Origin of the sequence: Myxococcus sp. CA005, from assembly GCF_006518205.1 — a bacterium.
Lineage (GTDB): Bacteria > Myxococcota > Myxococcia > Myxococcales > Myxococcaceae > Myxococcus > Myxococcus xanthus.
In genome coordinates this window covers 77,642-96,350 of sequence record NZ_SRLV01000002.1, presented here as the reverse complement: position 1 = coordinate 96,350, position 18,709 = coordinate 77,642, and the positions used below count along the sequence as shown (strand labels likewise).

The following is an 18,709-nucleotide window of genomic DNA, read 5'->3' as shown; positions in this document are numbered from 1 at the left end:
GCGGGGTTTTGTGCTTCAAGGAGGCGCCATGGCCCCTATCGATGAGCTGTCCCAGAGGGTGTCCGCCGCGTTCGCGGATCGGACGTTGTTGAAGGACGCGGCCCACGTGGCCGCCGTGCGCGAGACGCTGGCGCGGCTGGACTCGGGTGAGCTCCGCGTGGCGGAGAAGGGCGTGGACGGCTGGAAGGTGAACGCCTGGGTGAAGGAGGCCATCCTCCTCTTCTTCGCGGTGTCGGAGATGAAGGTGATGGAGGTGGGGCCCTTCGAGTTCTACGACAAGGTACCGCTGAAGAAGGGCCTGGAGGCGGCGGGCGTGCGCGTGGTGCCCCCGGGTACGGTGCGCTACGGCGCCTTCGTGGAGAAGGGCGCGGTGGTGATGCCGGGCTATGTGAACATCGGCGCGCGCGTGGGCGCGGGCACCATGGTGGACACGTGGGCCACGGTGGGCAGCTGCGCCCAGGTGGGCAAGCACGTCCACCTGTCCGGCGGCGTAGGGCTGGGCGGGGTGCTGGAGCCGCCTTCCGCGTCGCCCGTCATTATCGAGGACGGTGCCTTCCTGGGCAGCCGCTCCATCGTCGTGGAGGGCGTCGTGGTGGAGGAGGAGGCGGTGCTGGGCGCCAACGTGGTGCTCACCGCGTCCACTCAAATCATCGACGTCACCGGCCCCGAGGAGCGTGTCTTCAAGGGCCGCGTCCCCGCGCGCAGCGTGGTGATTCCCGGCATGCGGGAGAAGCAGTTCCCGGCCGGCAAGTACATGGTGCCGTGCGCGCTCATCATCGGTCAGCGGACGAAGTCCACCGACCAGAAGACCAGCCTCAATGCGGCGCTGCGCGACTTCGCGGTGGCGGTGTAACGGCTGAAATCCAGCAGCCCGCGCGCGCCGTAGAAGGCGTGTGACGGCACGGAACGTGACGATGGCGCACCATCTGGACGACATCCTGCCCGAATGGGCACTGGGGATGCTGGAGGCCCCAGCCCGGGCGTCCGTCGAGCAGCACCTCGCGGAGTGCGCGAGGTGCCGCGAGGTGGCGGACCGGCTGGTGTCCACGCACGCGGCGCTGGCGTCGCTGGTGGTGCCGCCGCCCGCGGTGCTGGCGCGGTTGATGGACCAGATGGAAGGTCCGGGGAGGCTTGCCCGCTTCGCGGACCGGGTGGCGGCCTTCTTCGACCTGTCGCGCGAGCGAGCGCTGGCGTTGCTGGACGCTGTGAGCGACCCGGCGGCGTGGATGCCCGGACCGGTGGAGGGCTCGGAGCTGATGCCGGTGGAGACGGGCCCCGCGCGCGAAGGCACGATGGCCGCCATCCTCCGGCTCCACCCAGGGGTGCGCTACCCCCGGCACACGCACCACGGCCGGGAGTGGAACCTGGTGCTGGAGGGCGGCTTCCGCGAGGATGATGGGCACGAGGTCTGGCCCGGCGAGGAGCTGGAGAAGACGGACGGCAGCGCACATGGCTTCACGGCGCTGACGGAAGGGCCGGCGTGTCTGTGCGCCTCCGTCCTGGAGGGCGTGACGAGCTTCGAGGAAGCGTTCGCGGACGGCTGACGCCCGGCGCTATGGTGGAAGGCGTATGGCTTCCATCGACCTCGCCACGCGGCTGGCTCGCACCACGCTCGAGCTGTGCCGCATCCCCAGTCCCATCACCCAGGAAGGGCCCATCGCCGACCATGTGGAGCGCTGGGCGCTCCAGCACTTCCCGCGGGAAGAGGTGTTCCGAGTCGGCCACACGCTGCTGCTCGGCAAGCTGGAGGATGCGCGCCCCACGGTGGCCCTCATCGGTCACCTGGACACGGTGCCCGCGCACCCCAGCGACGCGGGCCGCGAGGCGCGCATCGAGGGCGAGCGCGTCTTCGGGCTGGGCGCCTCGGACATGAAGGGCGGGTTGGCGGTGATGATGGCGCTCGCGGAGGATTTGCGCCGCGACACGCTGCCCGTGAATCTGGCCTTCCTCTTCTACGAGCGCGAAGAGGGCGCTTACGCCGAAAGCGGCCTCATCCCCCTGTATGAGAAGCGGCCGGACCTGGCGAAGGTGCGGTTCGGCATCGCCATGGAGCCCACCGACAGCGTGGTGCAGGTGGGCTGCGTCGGCTCCATGCAGGTCACCGTGCGTTTCACCGGGCGCAGCGCGCACTCCGCTCGGCCGTGGCAGGGGGAGAACGCCATCCACAAGGCGGGGCCGTTCCTCGCCGAGTTGCTCGGGCGTCAGCGCGTGGAGGTCAACGTCGCGGGCTTCCCGTTCTACGAGGTCATCAACGCCACGCTCGCCAAGGGTGGCCGCGCGCGCAACGTCATCCCCGAGGCCTTCGAGCTGAACCTCAACTACCGCTTCGCGCCGGGCAAGAGCATCGAACAGGCGAAGGCGGACGTGCACGCGCTCGTCGCCGGGCGGGCCGAGGTGGAGTTCACCGATGCGTCGCCCAGCGGCCCGGTGGTGGCGGGCAACCCGCTGTTCCAGAAGTTGATGGCCCTCACCGGCCTGCCCGCGGCCTCCAAGCAGGCCTGGACGGACGTGGCGCGCTTCGGCGAGTGGGGCGTGGATGCCATCAACTTCGGGCCCGGTGAGACGGCCCAGGCGCATCAGGCCAATGAGAGCGCGCCCATCGCGCCGCTCGCGGACGCGTACGAGAAGCTCGCGGCCTTCCTCAAGGGCGCGAGCTGACGAGGACTCGTCGCGGGACATGCCCTCCGGGGCATGACGCCCGCGCGCGGTGCATGTCATTCGTCCGCTGTCGTTCATCTGCGTGCCTTCACCGCACACGCCCTGGCGTGCATGGGCGTACCCTGTCCATGCATCGCCTGCAGTCTTCCCCAACCGGAGCCGACTGAATGACGAACGAGTCCGTCAATCCGCAGCTGACCGACGATGTCTCTCCCTCCCCGGCGGAGGCGGGCATTGCGCCCACGCCGCGGCGCCGCACCGCCACGAAGCGCAAGAGCGCTTCACGGACGGGTAGCACGCGGAAGTCCGCGCGCAAGGCCACCGCCAAGCGTGGGACTCCCCGCGCGAAGAAGACGGCGGCACGCGGGAAGACGGCCACCCGCAAGTCCGCTACGCGCAAGTCCGCCACGCGTGCCACCGGCCGCGGCGCGCGCAAGGCCACCCCGCGGAAGACGGGGACGGCGGGACGGACCGCCCGCAAGACGGGGACGCGCGGCACCGCGACGAAGCGGACCACCACGGGTGGCGGCGCCCGGAAGTCGCCGGCCCGGCGAACGACGCGCCGCTGAGGCGTTCCGCGGACAATCACTTCAGGGCCATGGGGGCTGGACTCCCATGGCCCTTGGTGTTTTCAGGCGCCGCTCAGCGCTTCAGTCGCAGCAGGAAGACATCGCCGCGCGCGAAGCTCTGGCGTCCGGTGCCGAAGTCCGTCTCGCGGTCCGTGTGGCCGAAGAGGAAGACATCCCCGTCGGGCAGCACGCCCATGGAGGGAATGGCTTCCAGGCCATACAGCTCGCCTCTCGGCCGGGGCGGGTCCGCCAGGAACATCGTCGTGAGAAGCGACGTGCCCGCTGCGTCGTAGCGCAGGGCCACGGGCTGCGCCGAGCCCATGCCGTCCTTGCCTGCCACGCCGTTCTCGATGCGGTTGAAGGTGAAGCCCGCCACCATCAGCTCTCCGGAGGGCGCCAGCGCGAGCGCGTCCACCTGGAGCCCGTCCCCCAGGCCCTTGGCCCATGTCTCCTGTCCTTCCGCCTTGGCGGAGACGACGAAGGGGGTTTCCCGGAACGCATGCCCCGGCACCTGCATGTCACCCCAGCGCACGGTGCCCAGGAATGGGCCCGCGGCCACCACGGTGCCCTCGCCGTCGATCGCCACGTCGCGCATGGTGCCGCGTGCCTGGCTCATGGCCTTGGTCCACGTCAGCGAGCCTTGCTGGTAGAGCGCGACGAAGGGACTGCCGCTTTCGGCGGCGCTCACCTGCTGACTGCCGAAGCGCACCGCGCCCTCGTACTGGCCGCCCACCGCCATGCGCCCGGCGCCATCCACCGCCATCGTCGTGAGCGCCACGCGCCCGCCCCCCTGGGGCTCGCCCACGGACACGGCGGATTCGGCCAGCCCTCCGTGGGCGTACGTCACCACCACCGCGCCAGCGCCGGTGACGCCGTTGCCGAAGTCCGTGCTGCCCGGCGCGTTGAAGGCCACCAGCGTCCGTCCCTGGGTGTCCACCGCCAGGTCCGCCACCGCGAGGCCGGTGCCCACGGGCGTGTTCGTCCACAGGACGTTGCCGTCCGCGTCCATCCGGACCACGAAGGTGCCATCCCCCAGCTTGTGGCTGAGGAGGTCCAGGACGCCCTCCGTGGTGCCGGCGATGACGATGCCGCCCGCCGGGTCCGCGGCGATGCGGCCCCGGACGAACGCGCGCCGCTCCGGCGGCGCCTCCGGGGCCCTCACGTCGAAGGCCTTCTGCCAGCGCGGCTCGCCCGTGGGCGCGCGCCGCGTCAGCACCAGCTTCGCCCGGTCATCCGTGGGCTGAAGGCTGTCCAGGTCATCGATGTCATGCAGCGACAGCGTGAGGAGGTCGCCGCTGGCATCCACCGCCGCGCCCAGCGCCAGGTCGTCCTGGGGCGTGCCCTCGCGCTGCATCCACAGCGTGCTGCCCGGCCCCGGCGGTGGCAGTGGCGGACGCGGTGGTGGCGGTGGCACGCCGGGTGGTCGCTCTTCCGGAGGGGTCTCCGGACCAGGTGCTTCTTCCGGAGGCGCGACGCAGTCCCCCGTGGGGTCCTCCGTACAGTGCTCCTCGCCGGGAAGCTCGCTCGTGCTTTTCCCACCACAGCCCAGCCACAACCCCGCCCCACCCAGAACCGCCGCACTCACGACGGTCCGGACCCATCGCCACGCTGGATGCATGCAGTCCCCCCGCTTCGCCCAGGGGAGGGTCGGCATGCGTGTCTGTGTCAGCAACACCCACTGGGGCGTTTGCCTGCCTGGCCGCCCGGATGCGTGAGGCGGCCCCGCTGACAGTGGGAAATGTCGCCCCGAAGGTGGCACTCCCATTGCCCCAGCAGGGGCCTGGGATGCCATGGCCGTGGCGCTTAAGGGGGCCTCAGCGCCAGAAGCCCACGGACAGGCCCACGTTGGTGTAGCGGCGCGCCAGGTCGAAGGAGGCCGTCACGGACCAGTCCTCCCAGTAGCGGAAGACGAACACCTCGAATCCGCCGGTGACGTGGGGGCGCGCGGGCCGCTTGTCGAAGGGGGACGGCTCCGCGTACGCGCCGGCCCGCAGCCGAATCATGCCCGGCACCGTGTCATGCTCCACGCCGATGCGCGGCGCGAAGGAGGTGCCCTTGCCCACCATGGCCTCGTCCGCCGTGGACGCGAAGGTGCGCGCGGGCACCGCGTTGTCCACGCTGGAGATGAGGTCCACCTGGGCGCTGATGAGCCAGCGGCCAGCGGGCGCGTCCAGGGGCTCGGCTTCCGGCACCGGTAGCGCGTCTCCCTCCACGAGGAGCTGTCGCCGTGCCGCGGGGGACAGCCGGTTGTAGCGCTCCGCGCCTTCGCCCAGCCGCCAGCTGGCGCCCACCGACAGCACGGCGGGGGACACCACCGCGCCGAAGAGGGTACGCCCCGCGAGCTCCGGGAGCTGTTTCGGCTCGCGCCGCCAGTCTCCCACCACCTCCGGCCGCACCGTCACGCCCATGCGCCAGGGGCGCCCATGCGGCCGGTACAGGATGTCCACCGCCACGCCCGTGTCGCCGTAGCGCAGGTCCGTGCCTCCGGAGTCCAGCCGGAAGGAGGCCTGCGCCGCGTAGATGCCCAGCGCGAGGATGAAGTCGTCCTGGCCAAAGGACATGGCCCCCGCCAGCACCGACTGCGTGAGCGACACGCGGATGCGCTCACCGGGCCCCGCGCACGCGGCCGTGGCGCAGTAGGACACCACGCTGTTGCGCATCGCGAAGCCGATGCCGAAGCGCTTGTACTGGAGCAGCAGGCCGCCCAGCAGTTGCCGGCTGTCGTGGGACTCGTCGGGCTGCCCGTCGTTGTCCACGTCCCGCTTGCGCGAGCCGGTGAAGGGCAGGTCCAACCAGGACAGGGTGACGCCCAAATCCCAGTCCTTCTCCAAGGCCGGACCCCGGTGCGCCAGCGAGGCCAGGTTGCTGGGCAGCCCCGCGGCGCCCTCGGCGATGCCCACGTACGCGCCGCCCATCGCCACCATGCGCGCGGAGCCCAGCAGCGCGCCGGGGTTGAGGTACAGCCGCTCCGGGCGAGGCTCCAGCGGCGGGGGCGTCTCCTGCGCCCATGCCGCTGATGTGGCGCCCAGCACCAGCGCGCACCCGAACGCTTTCACCCCCCCGCCACCGCGTCCTGCCGGACGCGCCACCGACCTGGAAGGACTCACCGAGCGCGCGTGGCCTCCGTGAAGAGACGGTCCGCCTCGGTGGCCAGCGCGGTGTCGCGGGCGGTGAGGCCCCCGGCGTCGTGGGTGACGAGCGCCAGCGTGACCTTGCGCCAGCGGATGTCGATGTCCGGGTGGTGGTCCGCCTTCTCCGCCGCCTGCGCCACCTGCTCCACGAAGGCGATGCCGGCGAGGAAGGTGGGGGCCTCGAAGGTGCGGCGAATCATCCCGCCCTCGTGCTTCCACTCGGTGTGCTGCGAGAGGAAGGACTGGAGCGCCTCGGGTGCGAGCAGCGTGGGTTTGGAAGCCATGGCCGCCTTTCTACCCGCTCCCAGGCTTGAGGGAAGACACCCGCCGTCCATCGTCACGGGGTGGACGGCCGCGCGTACACTTTCACGCCGTACAGAATGTTCCAGTGCTCCAGGTGGAAGTAGCGCCGACCGACGAAGGGTGGCCGGCGCCCGTCAGGAGACGGCAGCAGCTCCAGGACGACGGTGCCCGTCTCCGCGCTCCAGCGGGGCACGGCGTAGGGCCTCGAGGAACCCGTGGCCGGCGACACCACGGGGACGCCGAAGCCCGTTGTCCGCAGACGCTCGGCGCCCTGGAAATGGAAGGAGGAGGTCATCTCCATGACGCCGTCCAGGCGCAGGCGGCCGCTCGCCGCCGAGTACCGGAGCAGCGCCAGGCTCTGCGGGCCGGAGGCGGCGCGCACCCACAGCACACCCTCCTCATGGCCCACGGGCAGTCCGGGGACGCTATGGCAGGGCTCGCCGGGGACGGGCTGCGGCGCGCCCGCGGCGTCGAGCTGGTAGGGGCAGGCCTCGATGGCCATGGTGGCGGGCGCTGGCGCATCGGCGATGCGGACCACCAGAAGCCGCTCGCCCGCGCGCATCAGCAGCGAGGGGATGTCATCGCTGAACGTGGCCAGCCGCGAGGGAGGAACGGGGGGGGAGCCCGTGGCGCGCAGTCCCTCCTCCTCCGAGAAGGCGTAGCGGTGCAGATGCGTTTCATCCAGCAGCAGCAACTCCGTCGCGGTGGCGAGCCGCGCATGGGGCGGCGCATCGGCGGGCGCGCCCGTGGCGGGGAAGGGCGCATCGGCGGAGGTCGCGAGGGGCCCGTTTCCCAGGTCGACATAGCGGCGCACCCGGGCGGCCTCCGTCACCCACACCACGTCGCCGGCCACGACGGCGGGGGCGAAGTAGTCGCCCAGGGGCTGGGGCTCCTGGTCCGGCGTGCGCAGCGCCTGGCTGCCGCACAGCCACGTTCCCGACGACGTCCGGTCCACGCCACGGCACTCCAGCACGGTGGACAAGTCCGCCAGGGGCGCCTGGGCGCTGTGGTCCTCCACCGCGTAGAGGGAGGACTGGCGGATGCTGCCCACCGGAGAGAAGGCGACGACGAGGTGGTGGCGCCCCGTCTGCTCCGGCGTGAACCGCACGATGGCGGACCTCCCATGCACCGCCAGCTGCGCGGTGGCGGGGACCACGCGGTTCTGCGGGTCCCTCACCTCCACGGAGACGGATTGCGCCCGGTCTTCCTGCGAGGAGTCACACCTGCTGAAGACGCCGTGGACGGTGAGCGCCTGCGGCTGGCCCACGCCGACCATCGCGTCGTTGAAGAGGGGGGATGGCCCGTGCTCCTCGCAAGGGCCCATGGGGCACCCCACCCCCGTGCCCACCGCCAGCAGCACCGTCAGCAACCGAAGGACCTGGGGGGCCTGTCTCACGCGCGCTCCACGGCCCGCTTCCACTTGGCCAGGTGTCGCTCGCGGGCATCCGGCTTCATCTTCGGCTTGAACGTCTTCTCCGCCTTCCATGCGCGGCGGATGGCCTCCGGGCTGTCCCAGATGCCCGCGCCCAGGCCGCCGAGGAACGCCGCGCCCAGGCTCGTCGTCTCCAGGTTGCGCGGGCGCACCAGCGGCACGCCCAGCACATCCGCCTGGAACTGCATGAGGAGGTTGTTGGCCGCCGCGCCGCCGTCCGCCTTGAACACGGGGATGTCCCGCCCGCTGTCGCGGCGCATGGCCTCCGCCAGGTCATGAATCTGCAGCGCGATGCCCTCCAGCACCGCGCGCGCCATGTGGGCCACGGTGGTGGAGCGGTCGATGCCAGCGAAGAGGCCGCGCGCCTCGGGCCGCCAGTGTGGCGCGCCCAGGCCGGCCAGCGCGGGCACGAAGACCACGTCCCCGGAGTCCTTCACGCTGGCGGCCAGCGCTTCGATGTCCGGCGCGCGCTTGATGACCTTGAGCCCGTCGCGCATCCACTGCACCGCCGCGCCGGCGATGAAGCTGCTGCCCTCCAGCGCGTACGTGGTGGTGCCCGTCCCGCCCAGCCGCCACGCTACGGTAGTGAGCAGGCCCGCCGACGAGCGCACCGGCTCCGAGCCGGTGTTCATCAGCAGGAAGGCGCCGGTGCCATAGGTGCACTTGGATTCGCCGGGCTCGAAGCACGCCTGGCCGAAGAGCGCGGCCTGCTGGTCTCCCGCCATGCCCGCCACGGGGATGCCGTCCGGCAGGCTGCGCATGCCACGCGTGGTGCCGTACACCTCCGCGGAGCCGCGAATCTGCGGCAGGCACGCGGCCGGGACGGACAGCATGGCGCGCATCTCGTCGCTCCACTGGAGCGTCGTCAAATCCATGAGCAGCGTGCGGCTGGCGTTGGACACGTCGGTGACGTGCGCCGCGCCGCCGGTGAGCTTGTAGACGAGCCAGGTGTCGATGGTGCCGAAGCACACGTCGCCCTTCTCCGCCTTCGCGCGCGCGCCCTTCAGGTGGTCGAACATCCACGTGAGCTTGGTGCCGGAGAAGTACGGGTCCACCACCAGCCCCGTCACCTCGCGCACGCGCGGCTCCACGCCCTGCTCCTTGAGCCGGCGGCACTGCTCGGCGGTGCGGCGGTCCTGCCAGACGATGGCGTGGGACAACGGCTGTCCGCTGCCGCGCATCCACAGGCCCGTCGTCTCGCGCTGGTTGGTGATGCCGATGGCGGCGATGTCCTTGCCGCGAAGGCCCGCGCTCTTCAGCGCCCGGGCGATACACCATTCACTGCTGGCCCAGATTTCATCCAGGTCGTGCTCCACCCAGGACGGCTTGGGGAAGTGCTGGGTGAACTCCTTGTAGGAGCGGCCGACCACCTGCAGCTTCGTGTCGAGGATGGAGACGTGCGTTCCAGTGGTGCCCTGGTCCAGGGCCAGGACGTACTTCGCCTTCGGCATGGGGTGTGCCCTCCCTATGGTGGATGCCAGCGGGGAGGGACCCTACTCCAGACGAGGGGCCGGGCAGGCGTGCTTCCTGCCCGGCGACGCGGCTAGTAGCCGTAGGGGCGCCGGTTTCCGAGCACCTTCCGAAGGCCGAACGCGGCCAGCCCGCCCAGGGCGAGGCGGCCCAGCGGGCTGCCGAACACGCCGCTCGAGGCCGCGCGGCCGCGGCCGTAACCGCCGTGGCCCCGGCGTCCATACCTGCTCCGGCCACGGTTCCATCCACCGAAGCCCGAGCTGCGACGATTCCCCAAGATGTTGTCCAGTAGCGACATGGTGGCTCCTCTGTTCGTCGATGCGTTGAGAGCCCCCGCCGGGGCGGAGATGCCCCGCGGGCGCGGAGTGCCCTCAAGTTGACGCTTCCCTCCGCCGGGGGCAGCCCTGGCCGAAGGACGTGCCTCCCGGGCCCCCTGGCGGGCACGGGAGGCAGCCATGCGGTCTGCCTACTTCCCGCTGTAGATGCCGATGGCCCCAGGGCGGACGATGGTGCCCGCCGCGTCCCGCTGGGCACTGAAGGCCACCAGCACCTTGCGCGCGTCACCGCTGCCCACCATCTGGATGTCCCAGACGGGCAGGGCGGACAGCCCTCCGAGCGCCGGGTTGTGGCTGACGAACTCCCCCTCGCCGTGCATGCGCCTCAGGCCCTTGCCCCAGCGGTGGCCAATCCAGAGGCTGCCGTCGCGCGGGTCCAGCTCCAGCGAGGAGATGTTGCGGTCGCCGTCGCCCTCCAGCAGGTAGCCCGTCACCAGTCCGGCGTCGCTCATCTTCGCCAGGCCCCACGCGAAGCTGGACACCCAGACGGTGCCGTCCGGCATCAGCACCAGGTCGCTCACCAGGTCGTCCTTGCGCTGCGCATGGGTGGGGAACTGGGGTTCGGCCACGGCATCCGGCCACAGGTCGATGCGGTTGGCGACGTGCTTCTTCTCCTCGCTCTGCTTGCGCGCCATCTCGAAGTTCCATGGAGCGCCGGTGCCTACGTGGCCCACGGCGTTGGTCATGATCTTGAACCGCGTGGTCCGGATGTGCGTGGCCAGCCAGACGTCGCCGTCGGGCCGCACCGCCACGCCCCAGACGTCTCCGGCGAGCCGGCTGTCCTCGCTGGTGCCGTCCCCCATCGCGATGGCGGGATGGATGTGCTCCATGACGCCGAACTTGCAGCGCTGGCGATTCTCGCCCCCCGTGTAGACCCACGCGTTGGCGGCGATGACCTCGGCGTTGGTGCACGCCTCGCCGCCCTGGTAGTCGGGCTCACCCCACGCCAGGCCGTGGTTGGACGCGAACCACAGGCTGTTGCGTGCCTTGTCCCAGATGATGCGGTTCACCGAGCAGAGCTTCTCGCGGTGGCCGTAACCGGGCACGGAGTGCGCGGGCGAGTGGAGGTCGTAGTGCACCACGCGGAGCGTTCCGTCCGCCTGGAGCTCCACGCGGTCCGCGTCACCGCTCTTGAAGATGGCGGGGTCCTCGAACACGCCGGGGGCCTTGTAGAACTCGCTCTCGCAGTTGGGCCGGCCCTCGTAGCCGACGAAGACGGTGCCCGCGGGGCCCCCCGTCACCGAGAGGACCTTGAGGTAGCGCGCTTCGGGTGCTGGGTCCTTGCCCTTCCACGGCGCCCAGGGCTTCAGGCCGTCCGCCAGGGTGTAGCAACGCAGGGCGGTGGCGCCCGGACGCAGGAGGCACAGGCCGTCCTCGCCGCCCGCGACCCAGATGTTGCCGCCCTCGTCCTGGGTGACACCCAGGACCTCGCGAGGGCCGCCCTCGGCGGTACCCAAGAAGCGCCAGTTCGCGCTGTCGGGAGGAATGGGTTCGCCGCCGTCCCCGGGACCGTTCGTGCCCGCGTCCGGCTCCACCGGTGGTGGGTCCACGGGCGTCCCCGAGTCCGGATCCTCTTCACCCACGGGCGGCGGCTCCTCGCCTTCGCCCGGTGGTGGATCTCCGGGCGGCTCGGTGGGTGGTGGTTCGTTCCCTTCGCCAATCCCATCGTCCGTGGACGGCGGCGACTGGAGCTGCTCGCTGCCGTGACAGCTCAGCAGCAATGTCAGCCCGAGCACGCCCGCCCACCACTTGCACTGTCCAAGTCCGCTCATACCTGGGTCCGCCTCCGGTGTCTGTCTTTGGACGCGTTACTTCGCGTCCTGACTCCAGAGGCAAGCAGGGTGCCAGGGGGCGAATGCCGGGCCGTGGGGGTGGCAGGGGAAGGCCGAGGAAGCGGTAGGGCTCCGCGCTGCCCTCACCGGGAACCTGGACGCCTCACCCTCGGGGGCGTGCCGTGTGTCCGTTGGCCGCGGAGGACAGGACGCGAGGCCTGCGCACGGGCGGGAGCGCGTCGGGGTCCACGTGGTGCGCCACGCAGCCGGGCCGGAGCCGCTCGAGCTTCCGGGCCTCCTGGAGTCCCAGGCCCGGGTTGCCGTCGAACCAGACCTCCCGCAGGTTCTTGAAGGCGGCCAGGATTTCGACGCCCTCCGCGCCCACGCGGGTCTGCACCAGCCGGAGTCTTGGGACGGCGCCGATGTCCGTCTGCTCCCGCAGCGTGTGCAGCATCGCCGTGTCGACCGCGCCGCCGAGCATCTGGAACTCCTCCGTCGGCGTCAGCGCGCTCAATATCTCCATGTCCAGGAAGCTCGCGTCCCGCAGCACCAGCTCCCGCAGGTGGCCGTCGTCCCGCGTGTTGAGGCCGTAGACGAGCTCCCCCTTCAATCCCCGGCGCTGGATGCGTCCGTCGGGGAACCAGGACGTGTACTCACCTCCGTCCACGTGCATCTTGGGTTGTCCCGACACGTACCAGCGCCGCTCGGACACCTCGGTGGCGAAGCCGCCCGCGTATTCCACCTCGGAGGTACAGTAGCCGTTGCGCGTGAAGGCATAGGCGACGCCTGTGAAGGGCCGGCCCTGGAAGAGCCGAGGCCCATAGTCCTCGGGCATCTCCAGCAGCGCGCTGTTCACGCGCAGCCCGCCTTCGGGCAGCGGGAGCCAGTCGGGGGAGGGGCCGGTGATGACACCTTCCGACGCCGCCATCAGCGAATCCAGCGTGCCGTCGTGCCTCAAGGAATACGCCAGGCCCGAGAAGAGCGCCTTGCCGTGTCGCAGCCTGCCGTCCACGCCCCGAATCAGAAAGCTTGCTCGCATCCGTTGCATGGTCCGCTCCCGTTCTCACCGGGCACGCGCCGGTGAAGGCCCTGGCACCTGCTTCGTGCCACTGGAGCGGAGGCCCGGGCAATCCAGGCAGGCGGCAAAGCGTTTGCCCTGGCCGTTCGGCGATTCCGGCTGTCTGGAGTTGGCGAACGGGATGCCCCCGGGTTGGAGGCGAGGATGCGCTACCGGATGTTCTGCGTGGTTTGCGCATCCGGCGCGCCTCGCGCCTGGGACTCCCTGCGTCGAGGCCCCTGCGTGTCCGCGTAGCCCGTCAGCTCCACATACCCGCGCCCCGTGAGGGGCTGGCCCGCGCGCGTCCCCTCCAGCCCTACCGTGCCTTCCCAGTACAGCACGCTGACGGGGAGCTCCTGGTCCGCCAGGCGCGGTGTCACGGTGAGGTCCAGGCCCAGCGAATCCACCTGCATGCGCCAGCGTGACGGGTACTCACCGCCACTGTGTGGGCTCTTCCAGGTGTCCAGCACCGTGAGCTTCATGTCGTCGCGGCCGACGTGCACCGCTTCACCCGTGCCTTCGGGGGGCACCCACAGGCCGGTGCTGAACGCGTCCGGCGAGCCGTCCCGGTGACGGAGCTGGTAGTACATCAGCTCGCTGCCATCGGAGAGCTGGAGCGAGAACCAATCCCAGCCCACCTGGGTCGCGCCGAGCGCGCTGGTGCTCCACTCGCGGTCCATCCAGCTATGGCCCTTCACCGCGTACGTGCGCCCGTCCACCCGCACCGTGCCGCGCGAGGGCATGCGCGTCATGGAGTAGTAGTAGGACGCGTTGCCGCGCTCCGCGCTCTTCTGGCTCAGGCCCCGGTCGCCCTGGAGCACCGGTGGTTTGCCCGGCTCCAGGAGCAGCTCCAGTGTCACCGCGTCCGTCCGCGCGCGCAGCCGCATGGGCCAGGTGGACGGGCCCGCGCTGGCCGCCTCCCAGTCCTCCAGCCACACCTTGAAGGGTTGCGAGGTGGCGCCGGACAGTCCCAGCGCCACGCGGCTGAAGCGCTCCGAGGCGTGGAATCCGCCGCTGGCCACGTCCGTCACCGCGAAGTGCCCCATGTAGACCTGGCTGGCGCCCCAGGCGGAGTCACGCGGCGCGGCCTCGGGGGCCAGCGCGTTGCGGAACAGGGTGAACTGGTAGCCGAAGGCGCGCCCGTCCTCCGTCTCCAGGTTGCCTGTCCAGTACCACCACTCCGTGCGGTACTCCGGATGCGGGCCGTGGTCCTCGGGGAAGTGGAAGTCCCGAGGTTCCTTCGCGCGCGCGTAGCCCTCCGTGCTGCCGCTCATGGCGCTGGCCACGGTCAGCGTGCCGCCCTGGCGCAGCGCGGGCAGTGGTTGCTCGCGGGTGATGGCCACCACCGCCGCAGCCAGTCCCACCAACACCACCACCGTTCCCACGACGAGTCCCCGGCCGTTGCTCATGTGTCACTCCTCCCGCAGCGCCAGCGCGGGATGGGCGCGCGCCATCTTCCAGGCGGGGTAGAGGCCCGCCAGCGCCGCCGCCACCAGCGCCAGCACCACGGCCTGCACCAGCGTCTGGGGTGTCAGGGCCAGTTGAAGCGTCCAGCCGAAGGACCGCTGGTTGATGACGTGCACCAGCACGTAGGCCAGCCCCACGCCCAATGGCACGGAGAACAGCCCCGCCAGCAGTCCCAACAGTCCTGTCTGCAGTGACACCAGTCCCCAGAGCTGCTCCGGCGTCAGGCCGGTGGCGCGCAGCACGGCGAACTCGCGCGCCCGCTCCAGTTGCAGCGCCATCAGTGCGCTCAGCACGCCCACGAAGGCCACGCCAATGGCGAGCAGCCGCAGCACCTGCGTAATCGTGAAGGTGCGGTCGAAGACGTCCAGGGACGCCTGCCGCAGCGAGCGGTTGGCGCGCACCAGTAGCGCCTGGGTGTCTCCGGCGCGCTCGCGCACCGAGGCCACCAGCGCGTCCACGTCCTGGCCGGGCGCCGCGTACAGCGCCACGCCGCTGATGCCCCGGTCGTCGAACCAGTGCTCGTAGGTGGTGCGTGGCATCAGCAGCGTGCCCACGTCGGAGCCGTAGTCGAAGTACACGCCCACCACGCGGAAGTCGCGGGGGCCCTTGTCCGTGGCCAGTCGCACGGAGTCCCCCAGCTCCACGCCCCGGTGGAAGCCGAAGGGCTCCGAGACGAGAATCGTGTCGGGCGAGGACTCCAACTCACGCCACGCCGTCTTCGCGTCACCCTGCTTGAAGGTGTAGGGGCGCACCGGCGTGCGCGAGAAGTCGACGGCCATCAGGTCCGTGGGCACGCCGTCCACGCGCACGTTCGCCACGCGAAGGGTGCTGCTGCCCGCGACGCCCGGCGTGGCGCGCAGCGTCTCCGCCAGACCGGGGAGCAGCGTCGCGCCTCCGCGCCGCGCCACGAGCGAGGGCGGCGAGATGAACACGTCCGCCTGGAGCGAGGTGTCCAGCCACGACACCACCGTGCCCCGGAAGCTGGACACCATGAGGCCCACACCCACCGTGGTGGCCACCGCCACCATTAGCGCCGCCAGCGCCACGGACGTGCGGCTGAGGCTGGTGTGCACACCTCGCGCGGCCATGCGCCCCAGCAGACCAAAGGCCATGCCCAGCGGTCGTGCCGCCAGCGCGGACACCGTCTGTGTGGCCCAGGGCACCAGCAGCGCCGCGCCCAGCAGCACCGAGAAGAGGCCGCCATACGCGGGAAGCAGCGCCTGGGTGGGCCACCGCAGCAGCACGGTGCCCGCGGCCAGCACCCCGAGGCCCAGCAGCGCCAACCGGGGCGCCCGTCCGCGCGATACGTCCTCCAGCGTGGACCTGCGCATCGTCGTCACTGGCGGCGAACGCGCGGCCTCCCACGCAGGCACCAGCGCGGCCAGCAGCGTGGCGCCCAGTCCCAGCGCCAGCCCCTTGAACAGGGTGAAGGGCTCCAGCGCCAGCCGCCGCACGCTCACCACGAAATACAAATCATTGAGCGTCTGGGTGACGAGCTCCACCAGCCCTCGCGCCAGCAACACGCCCAAGAGCAAGCCCGCCACGGTCCCCACCGCGCCCAGCACGGCCGCTTCGCCCAGCACCAGCGCGAAGAGCTCGCGCCGGGTGATGCCCACCGCGCGCAGGCGGCCCAGCAGCCCGCGCCGCTGCACCACGGAGAACGTCATGGTGTTGTAGATGAGGAACATCCCCACCACGAGCGCCAGCAGCGACAGCGCGGTGAGGTTGGTGCGGAAGGCCCGCGTCATCTGCTCCACCGTGCCCGCCCGCGCGGCGGCGCGCACCAACTCCAGGCCTTGCGGCAGCGTGGCCGCCACGGCTCGTTCCTGCGCGTCGCCGCCGGTCAGCCGCAGGTCCACGCGCGTCAGCCGGCCGGTGTGCCCCAGCAGCTCCTGCGCGGTGGACACGTCGGTGAGCACCAGGGCCTCCAGGGCCCGCGCGGTGTCCTCGTCCGCGGGCTCCAGCAGGCCCACCACGCGCAGCGGCTTCTCCAGTCCTTCCAGGCGCACCGGCAGCGTGTCGCCGGTGGACAGGCCCAGGGCGCGCGCGGCGCGGGCGCTCAGCATCACCGCGCCCGGCTCGGTGAGCAGCGCGCTCACGTTCCCCACCGCCTCACCCCGGGCGTAGTCGCGGAACGGCCCTTCCGCGAAGGGGTCCACGCCCAGCACGGTGAGCGTGCGCTTGTCGCCCACCGCCGCCTGGACGTAGCCCTCCACCACGGGCGCGGCCACGGGGGCGCCGGGGCGCACGCGCAGCGCCTGGTATACCGCCTCCGGCACGCCCGTGGAGCCGCCCAGGAGCTGGTGCGTGGCGCGTCCGGCCACCGCGTCCGTGGAGCGCTCGAAGGCGCGCAGGGCGCTGCCGCTGGCCAGGTCGATGGACACCACCACCGCCACGCCCAGCGCGATGCCCAGCAGCGACAGGGCCGTCAGCCACGGGTGGCGGCCCAGGTGGCGCAGGCTGGAGCGGACCAGCAGCCCCTTCACAGCGCCTCCTTCATCGCGCGGATGGGCGTGTGCTCCACCTCCACCAGCCGGCCGCCCTCCATCGTCAGGACGCGGTGCGCGCGGGCCACCAGGCCGGGCTCGTGGGTGACGACCAGCGCGCAGGTGTTGCCCTTCTGGGTCAGCGCCTCCAGCAGGTCCAGCACCTGCCGTCCCGTGGCCTCGTCGAGGTTGCCGGTGGGCTCGTCCGCCAGCAGCAACGGTGGTTCATGGGCCAGCGCGCGGGCCACCGCGACGCGCTGCTGCTCGCCGCCGGACAACCGGTCCGGGAAGCTGCTGGCGCGGGTGCCGAGCCCCACCTGATCGAGCAGCGCCCGCGCCCGCACACTGGCCTCCGCGCCGCCCTGGCCGTTGAGCTCCAGCGGCAGCCGTACGTTCTCCTCCACCGTCAGCGTGGGGAGCAGGTTGAAGGCCTGGAAGATGAAGCCGATGCGCTCGCGCCGCAGCAGCGTGCGCTCGCGCTCATTCATCCGTCCCAGGTCGCGGCCATCCACGCGGACCTCGCCCTGACTGGCCAGGTCGATGCCACTGATGAGGTTGAGCAGCGTGGACTTGCCCGAGCCGCTGCGCCCCAGCAGCACCACGAACTCGCCTCGACGCAAGGAGAGCCGCACGCCGGAGAGCACCTCGCGCGTGGTGTCGCCTTCGGCGTAGGCCTTCGTGACGTCGCGCAGTTCGACCAGGGGAGGGGAGTCGGGCGGGGACATGGGGGCTTCTCCATACACGGATGCCCTGTCCGTCGCTCGACCTTCAGCGCATGCCCGCACCCCACTCAGGCGCCAGCGGCGGGCGACGCGGACTCCCACCACGAGGCGCTCCGCTGCTGCGCCAGGAAGTCTCCGACCTCCGCCGCCAGCAAGGGCCCCGCCGTGTCCCGAGGGATGACGTGATACCCCTGCCGCAGCGACAGGACGCGCACCGACGGCGCCGCGGTGAGGCGCCGTGCGAGCCACCGCCCTCCCTCCGGGGCCACGACGTGGTCCTGCTCCGCCACCGCCACCAGGGTGGGGCAGCGCACGCGGGCCGCGTCCCGGATGGCCAGCGTCTGCAACGTGCACAGGTCCCGCAACCGGGCCACGGGAAAGGCGGGCAGCACGGGCGCTTCCGCCAGCGCCTCCGGGTCCGAGATGTCGGTGCCCGTCTTCTCCACCCACGGACGCGTCCACTCCAGGACGGGCGTGCGCGCCAGTTGCCGGACCAGGAACATGCGCGGCCCCCGGAAGCGCACGGCGGGCGCCATCAGCGTCAGCGCGCGTATCTCCTCCGGATGCCGCGCGGCCAGCTCGAGCGCCAGCAGCGCGCCCATGGACAGGCCCGCCACGAACACACTCCGGTGGCCCCGGAGCGCGTGCAGGGCGTGCTCCGCCGCCGCCAACCAGTCACGCCAGGTGACGTCGAGCAGGGCCTGTGGGGTGGTGCCATGGCCGGGCAGGCGCGGCGCCACCACGCGCAGCCCACGGACCGCCAGGGCCTCGCCCAGGGGGCGCACGTCCCAGGGGCTCCCCGTGAAGCCGTGCAGGAGCAGGCACACCTCCTCGCCCCGGCCCAGCTCGAAGGGCGCCGTCTTTCGCGGGTCCAAGGGAGCGGCTTCTGGGAACGGGCTCACGCCGTGACACTGGCCACGCGCGAGCGCAGGCGCTATGCCCCCTGCCTCATGGCGGACACTCCGAAGCCCCCGGACATGCAGTTGCAGATTCAGATGGACGAAGACGTGGCCAATGGTCAGTACGTCAACATGGCCCTGGTGAACCACTCCGACACCGAGTTCACCCTGGACTTCATTTACGTCCAGCCCCAGCAGCCCAAGGCCCGGGTGCGTTCGCGCATCATCACCAACCCCAAGCACATGAAGCGCCTGGTGGCGGCGATGCAGGACAACATCCAGCGCTACGAGGCGAAGTTCGGCCCCATCGCGATTCCAGAGGAAGACGGCGGCATGCACTGAGCGCCGTTTTCGCCGGGGAGACCCGCACGTCGCGTGTTTCCATGGGCGCTTCACTGGCCTTCGGGG

The 18,709-nt window shown here is 71.4% G+C and carries 17 protein-coding genes; 5 read left to right on the top strand and 12 right to left on the bottom strand.

Going from position 1 to position 18,709, the window contains the following annotated elements:
- Positions 1 to 28 precede the first annotated feature (28 nt).
- From FMQ63_RS01330 to FMQ63_RS01315, 4 genes are all read left to right on the top strand, one after another.
- On the top strand, positions 29 to 853 hold the full coding sequence (locus FMQ63_RS01330) for a 2,3,4,5-tetrahydropyridine-2,6-dicarboxylate N-succinyltransferase (protein WP_026114045.1): 825 nt from the start codon (positions 29 to 31) through the stop codon (positions 851 to 853).
- A 40-nt stretch (positions 854 to 893) separates the two neighbouring features.
- Entirely contained in the window at positions 894 to 1,544 is a 651-nt protein-coding gene (locus FMQ63_RS01325; protein ID WP_011556703.1) for a dimethylsulfonioproprionate lyase family protein, read from the top strand.
- A gap of 25 nt (positions 1,545 to 1,569) precedes the next feature.
- Positions 1,570 to 2,658 carry a succinyl-diaminopimelate desuccinylase gene (gene dapE, locus FMQ63_RS01320; protein ID WP_011556702.1) on the top strand — a complete coding sequence of 363 codons (1,089 nt, stop codon included), beginning with the start codon at positions 1,570 to 1,572 and terminating at the stop codon, positions 2,656 to 2,658.
- 167 nt (positions 2,659 to 2,825) lie between these two features.
- Positions 2,826 to 3,227, top strand: a complete 402-nt coding sequence (locus FMQ63_RS01315) for a hypothetical protein (protein WP_011556701.1) — start codon at positions 2,826 to 2,828, stop codon at positions 3,225 to 3,227.
- A gap of 73 nt (positions 3,228 to 3,300) precedes the next feature.
- Here FMQ63_RS01315 and FMQ63_RS01310 read toward each other — a convergent pair whose 3' ends face one another.
- The 12 genes from FMQ63_RS01310 to FMQ63_RS01255 form a co-directional block, all read right to left on the bottom strand.
- Entirely contained in the window at positions 3,301 to 4,812 is a 1,512-nt protein-coding gene (locus FMQ63_RS01310) for a hypothetical protein (RefSeq protein ID WP_228556348.1), read from the bottom strand.
- A 229-nt stretch (positions 4,813 to 5,041) separates the two neighbouring features.
- The gene (locus tag FMQ63_RS01305) at positions 5,042 to 6,334 is read right to left on the bottom strand and encodes a hypothetical protein (protein WP_011556699.1); all 1,293 of its coding nucleotides are present in this window, start codon (positions 6,332 to 6,334) and stop codon (positions 5,042 to 5,044) included.
- Positions 6,331 to 6,642, bottom strand: a complete 312-nt coding sequence (locus tag FMQ63_RS01300; RefSeq protein ID WP_011556698.1) for a 4a-hydroxytetrahydrobiopterin dehydratase — start codon at positions 6,640 to 6,642, stop codon at positions 6,331 to 6,333. Before FMQ63_RS01300 ends, FMQ63_RS01305 begins: the two co-directional genes overlap by 4 nt.
- Before the next feature lie 53 nt (positions 6,643 to 6,695).
- Complete coding sequence (locus tag FMQ63_RS01295) at positions 6,696 to 8,057, bottom strand: hypothetical protein (RefSeq protein ID WP_225909586.1); 1,362 nt, start codon at positions 8,055 to 8,057, stop codon at positions 6,696 to 6,698.
- Positions 8,054 to 9,544, bottom strand: a complete 1,491-nt coding sequence (gene glpK / locus FMQ63_RS01290; RefSeq protein WP_011556696.1) for a glycerol kinase GlpK — start codon at positions 9,542 to 9,544, stop codon at positions 8,054 to 8,056. Before glpK ends, FMQ63_RS01295 begins: the two co-directional genes overlap by 4 nt.
- 92 nt (positions 9,545 to 9,636) lie before the next feature.
- Positions 9,637 to 9,861, bottom strand: coding sequence for a hypothetical protein (locus FMQ63_RS01285; protein WP_020477956.1), 225 nt, complete (start codon positions 9,859 to 9,861; stop codon positions 9,637 to 9,639).
- A gap of 168 nt (positions 9,862 to 10,029) precedes the next feature.
- Complete coding sequence (locus tag FMQ63_RS01280) at positions 10,030 to 11,670, bottom strand: hypothetical protein (protein WP_011556695.1); 1,641 nt, start codon at positions 11,668 to 11,670, stop codon at positions 10,030 to 10,032.
- A gap of 163 nt (positions 11,671 to 11,833) precedes the next feature.
- The gene (locus tag FMQ63_RS01275) at positions 11,834 to 12,709 is read right to left on the bottom strand and encodes a hypothetical protein (protein WP_225909585.1); all 876 of its coding nucleotides are present in this window, start codon (positions 12,707 to 12,709) and stop codon (positions 11,834 to 11,836) included.
- Between the two features lie 188 nt (positions 12,710 to 12,897).
- Positions 12,898 to 14,136, bottom strand: coding sequence for a lipocalin-like domain-containing protein (locus FMQ63_RS01270; RefSeq protein ID WP_011556693.1), 1,239 nt, complete (start codon positions 14,134 to 14,136; stop codon positions 12,898 to 12,900).
- A 3-nt stretch (positions 14,137 to 14,139) separates the two neighbouring features.
- A complete protein-coding gene (locus FMQ63_RS01265) occupies positions 14,140 to 16,680 on the bottom strand; it encodes an ABC transporter permease (protein WP_011556692.1) in 2,541 nt (846 codons plus the stop codon).
- Complete coding sequence (locus FMQ63_RS01260; RefSeq protein ID WP_011556691.1) at positions 16,677 to 17,405, bottom strand: ABC transporter ATP-binding protein; 729 nt, start codon at positions 17,403 to 17,405, stop codon at positions 16,677 to 16,679. The genes FMQ63_RS01265 and FMQ63_RS01260 overlap by 4 nt, the downstream gene beginning before the upstream one ends.
- Positions 17,406 to 17,470: 65 nt before the next feature.
- Complete coding sequence (locus tag FMQ63_RS01255) at positions 17,471 to 18,277, bottom strand: carboxylesterase (RefSeq protein WP_011556690.1); 807 nt, start codon at positions 18,275 to 18,277, stop codon at positions 17,471 to 17,473.
- A gap of 75 nt (positions 18,278 to 18,352) precedes the next feature.
- Between FMQ63_RS01255 and FMQ63_RS01250 the strand changes: the two genes are divergently transcribed.
- Positions 18,353 to 18,643, top strand: coding sequence for a DUF3467 domain-containing protein (locus tag FMQ63_RS01250; RefSeq protein WP_011556689.1), 291 nt, complete (start codon positions 18,353 to 18,355; stop codon positions 18,641 to 18,643).
- Positions 18,644 to 18,709: the final 66 nt, after the last annotated feature.

Coding starts and splice junctions, on each gene's coding strand:
- FMQ63_RS01275 (WP_225909585.1), bottom strand. CDS start 12,709: ATGCGAGCAAGCTTTCTGATTCGGGGCGTGGACGGCAGGCTGCGACAC.
- FMQ63_RS01280 (WP_011556695.1), bottom strand. CDS start 11,670: ATGAGCGGACTTGGACAGTGCAAGTGGTGGGCGGGCGTGCTCGGGCTG.
- FMQ63_RS01270 (WP_011556693.1), bottom strand. CDS start 14,136: ATGAGCAACGGCCGGGGACTCGTCGTGGGAACGGTGGTGGTGTTGGTG.
- FMQ63_RS01315 (WP_011556701.1), top strand. CDS start 2,826: ATGACGAACGAGTCCGTCAATCCGCAGCTGACCGACGATGTCTCTCCC.
- FMQ63_RS01260 (WP_011556691.1), bottom strand. CDS start 17,405: ATGTCCCCGCCCGACTCCCCTCCCCTGGTCGAACTGCGCGACGTCACG.
- FMQ63_RS01300 (WP_011556698.1), bottom strand. CDS start 6,642: ATGGCTTCCAAACCCACGCTGCTCGCACCCGAGGCGCTCCAGTCCTTC.
- glpK (WP_011556696.1), bottom strand. CDS start 9,544: ATGCCGAAGGCGAAGTACGTCCTGGCCCTGGACCAGGGCACCACTGGA.
- dapE (WP_011556702.1), top strand. CDS start 1,570: ATGGCTTCCATCGACCTCGCCACGCGGCTGGCTCGCACCACGCTCGAG.
- FMQ63_RS01330 (WP_026114045.1), top strand. CDS start 29: ATGGCCCCTATCGATGAGCTGTCCCAGAGGGTGTCCGCCGCGTTCGCG.
- FMQ63_RS01285 (WP_020477956.1), bottom strand. CDS start 9,861: ATGTCGCTACTGGACAACATCTTGGGGAATCGTCGCAGCTCGGGCTTC.
- FMQ63_RS01250 (WP_011556689.1), top strand. CDS start 18,353: ATGGCGGACACTCCGAAGCCCCCGGACATGCAGTTGCAGATTCAGATG.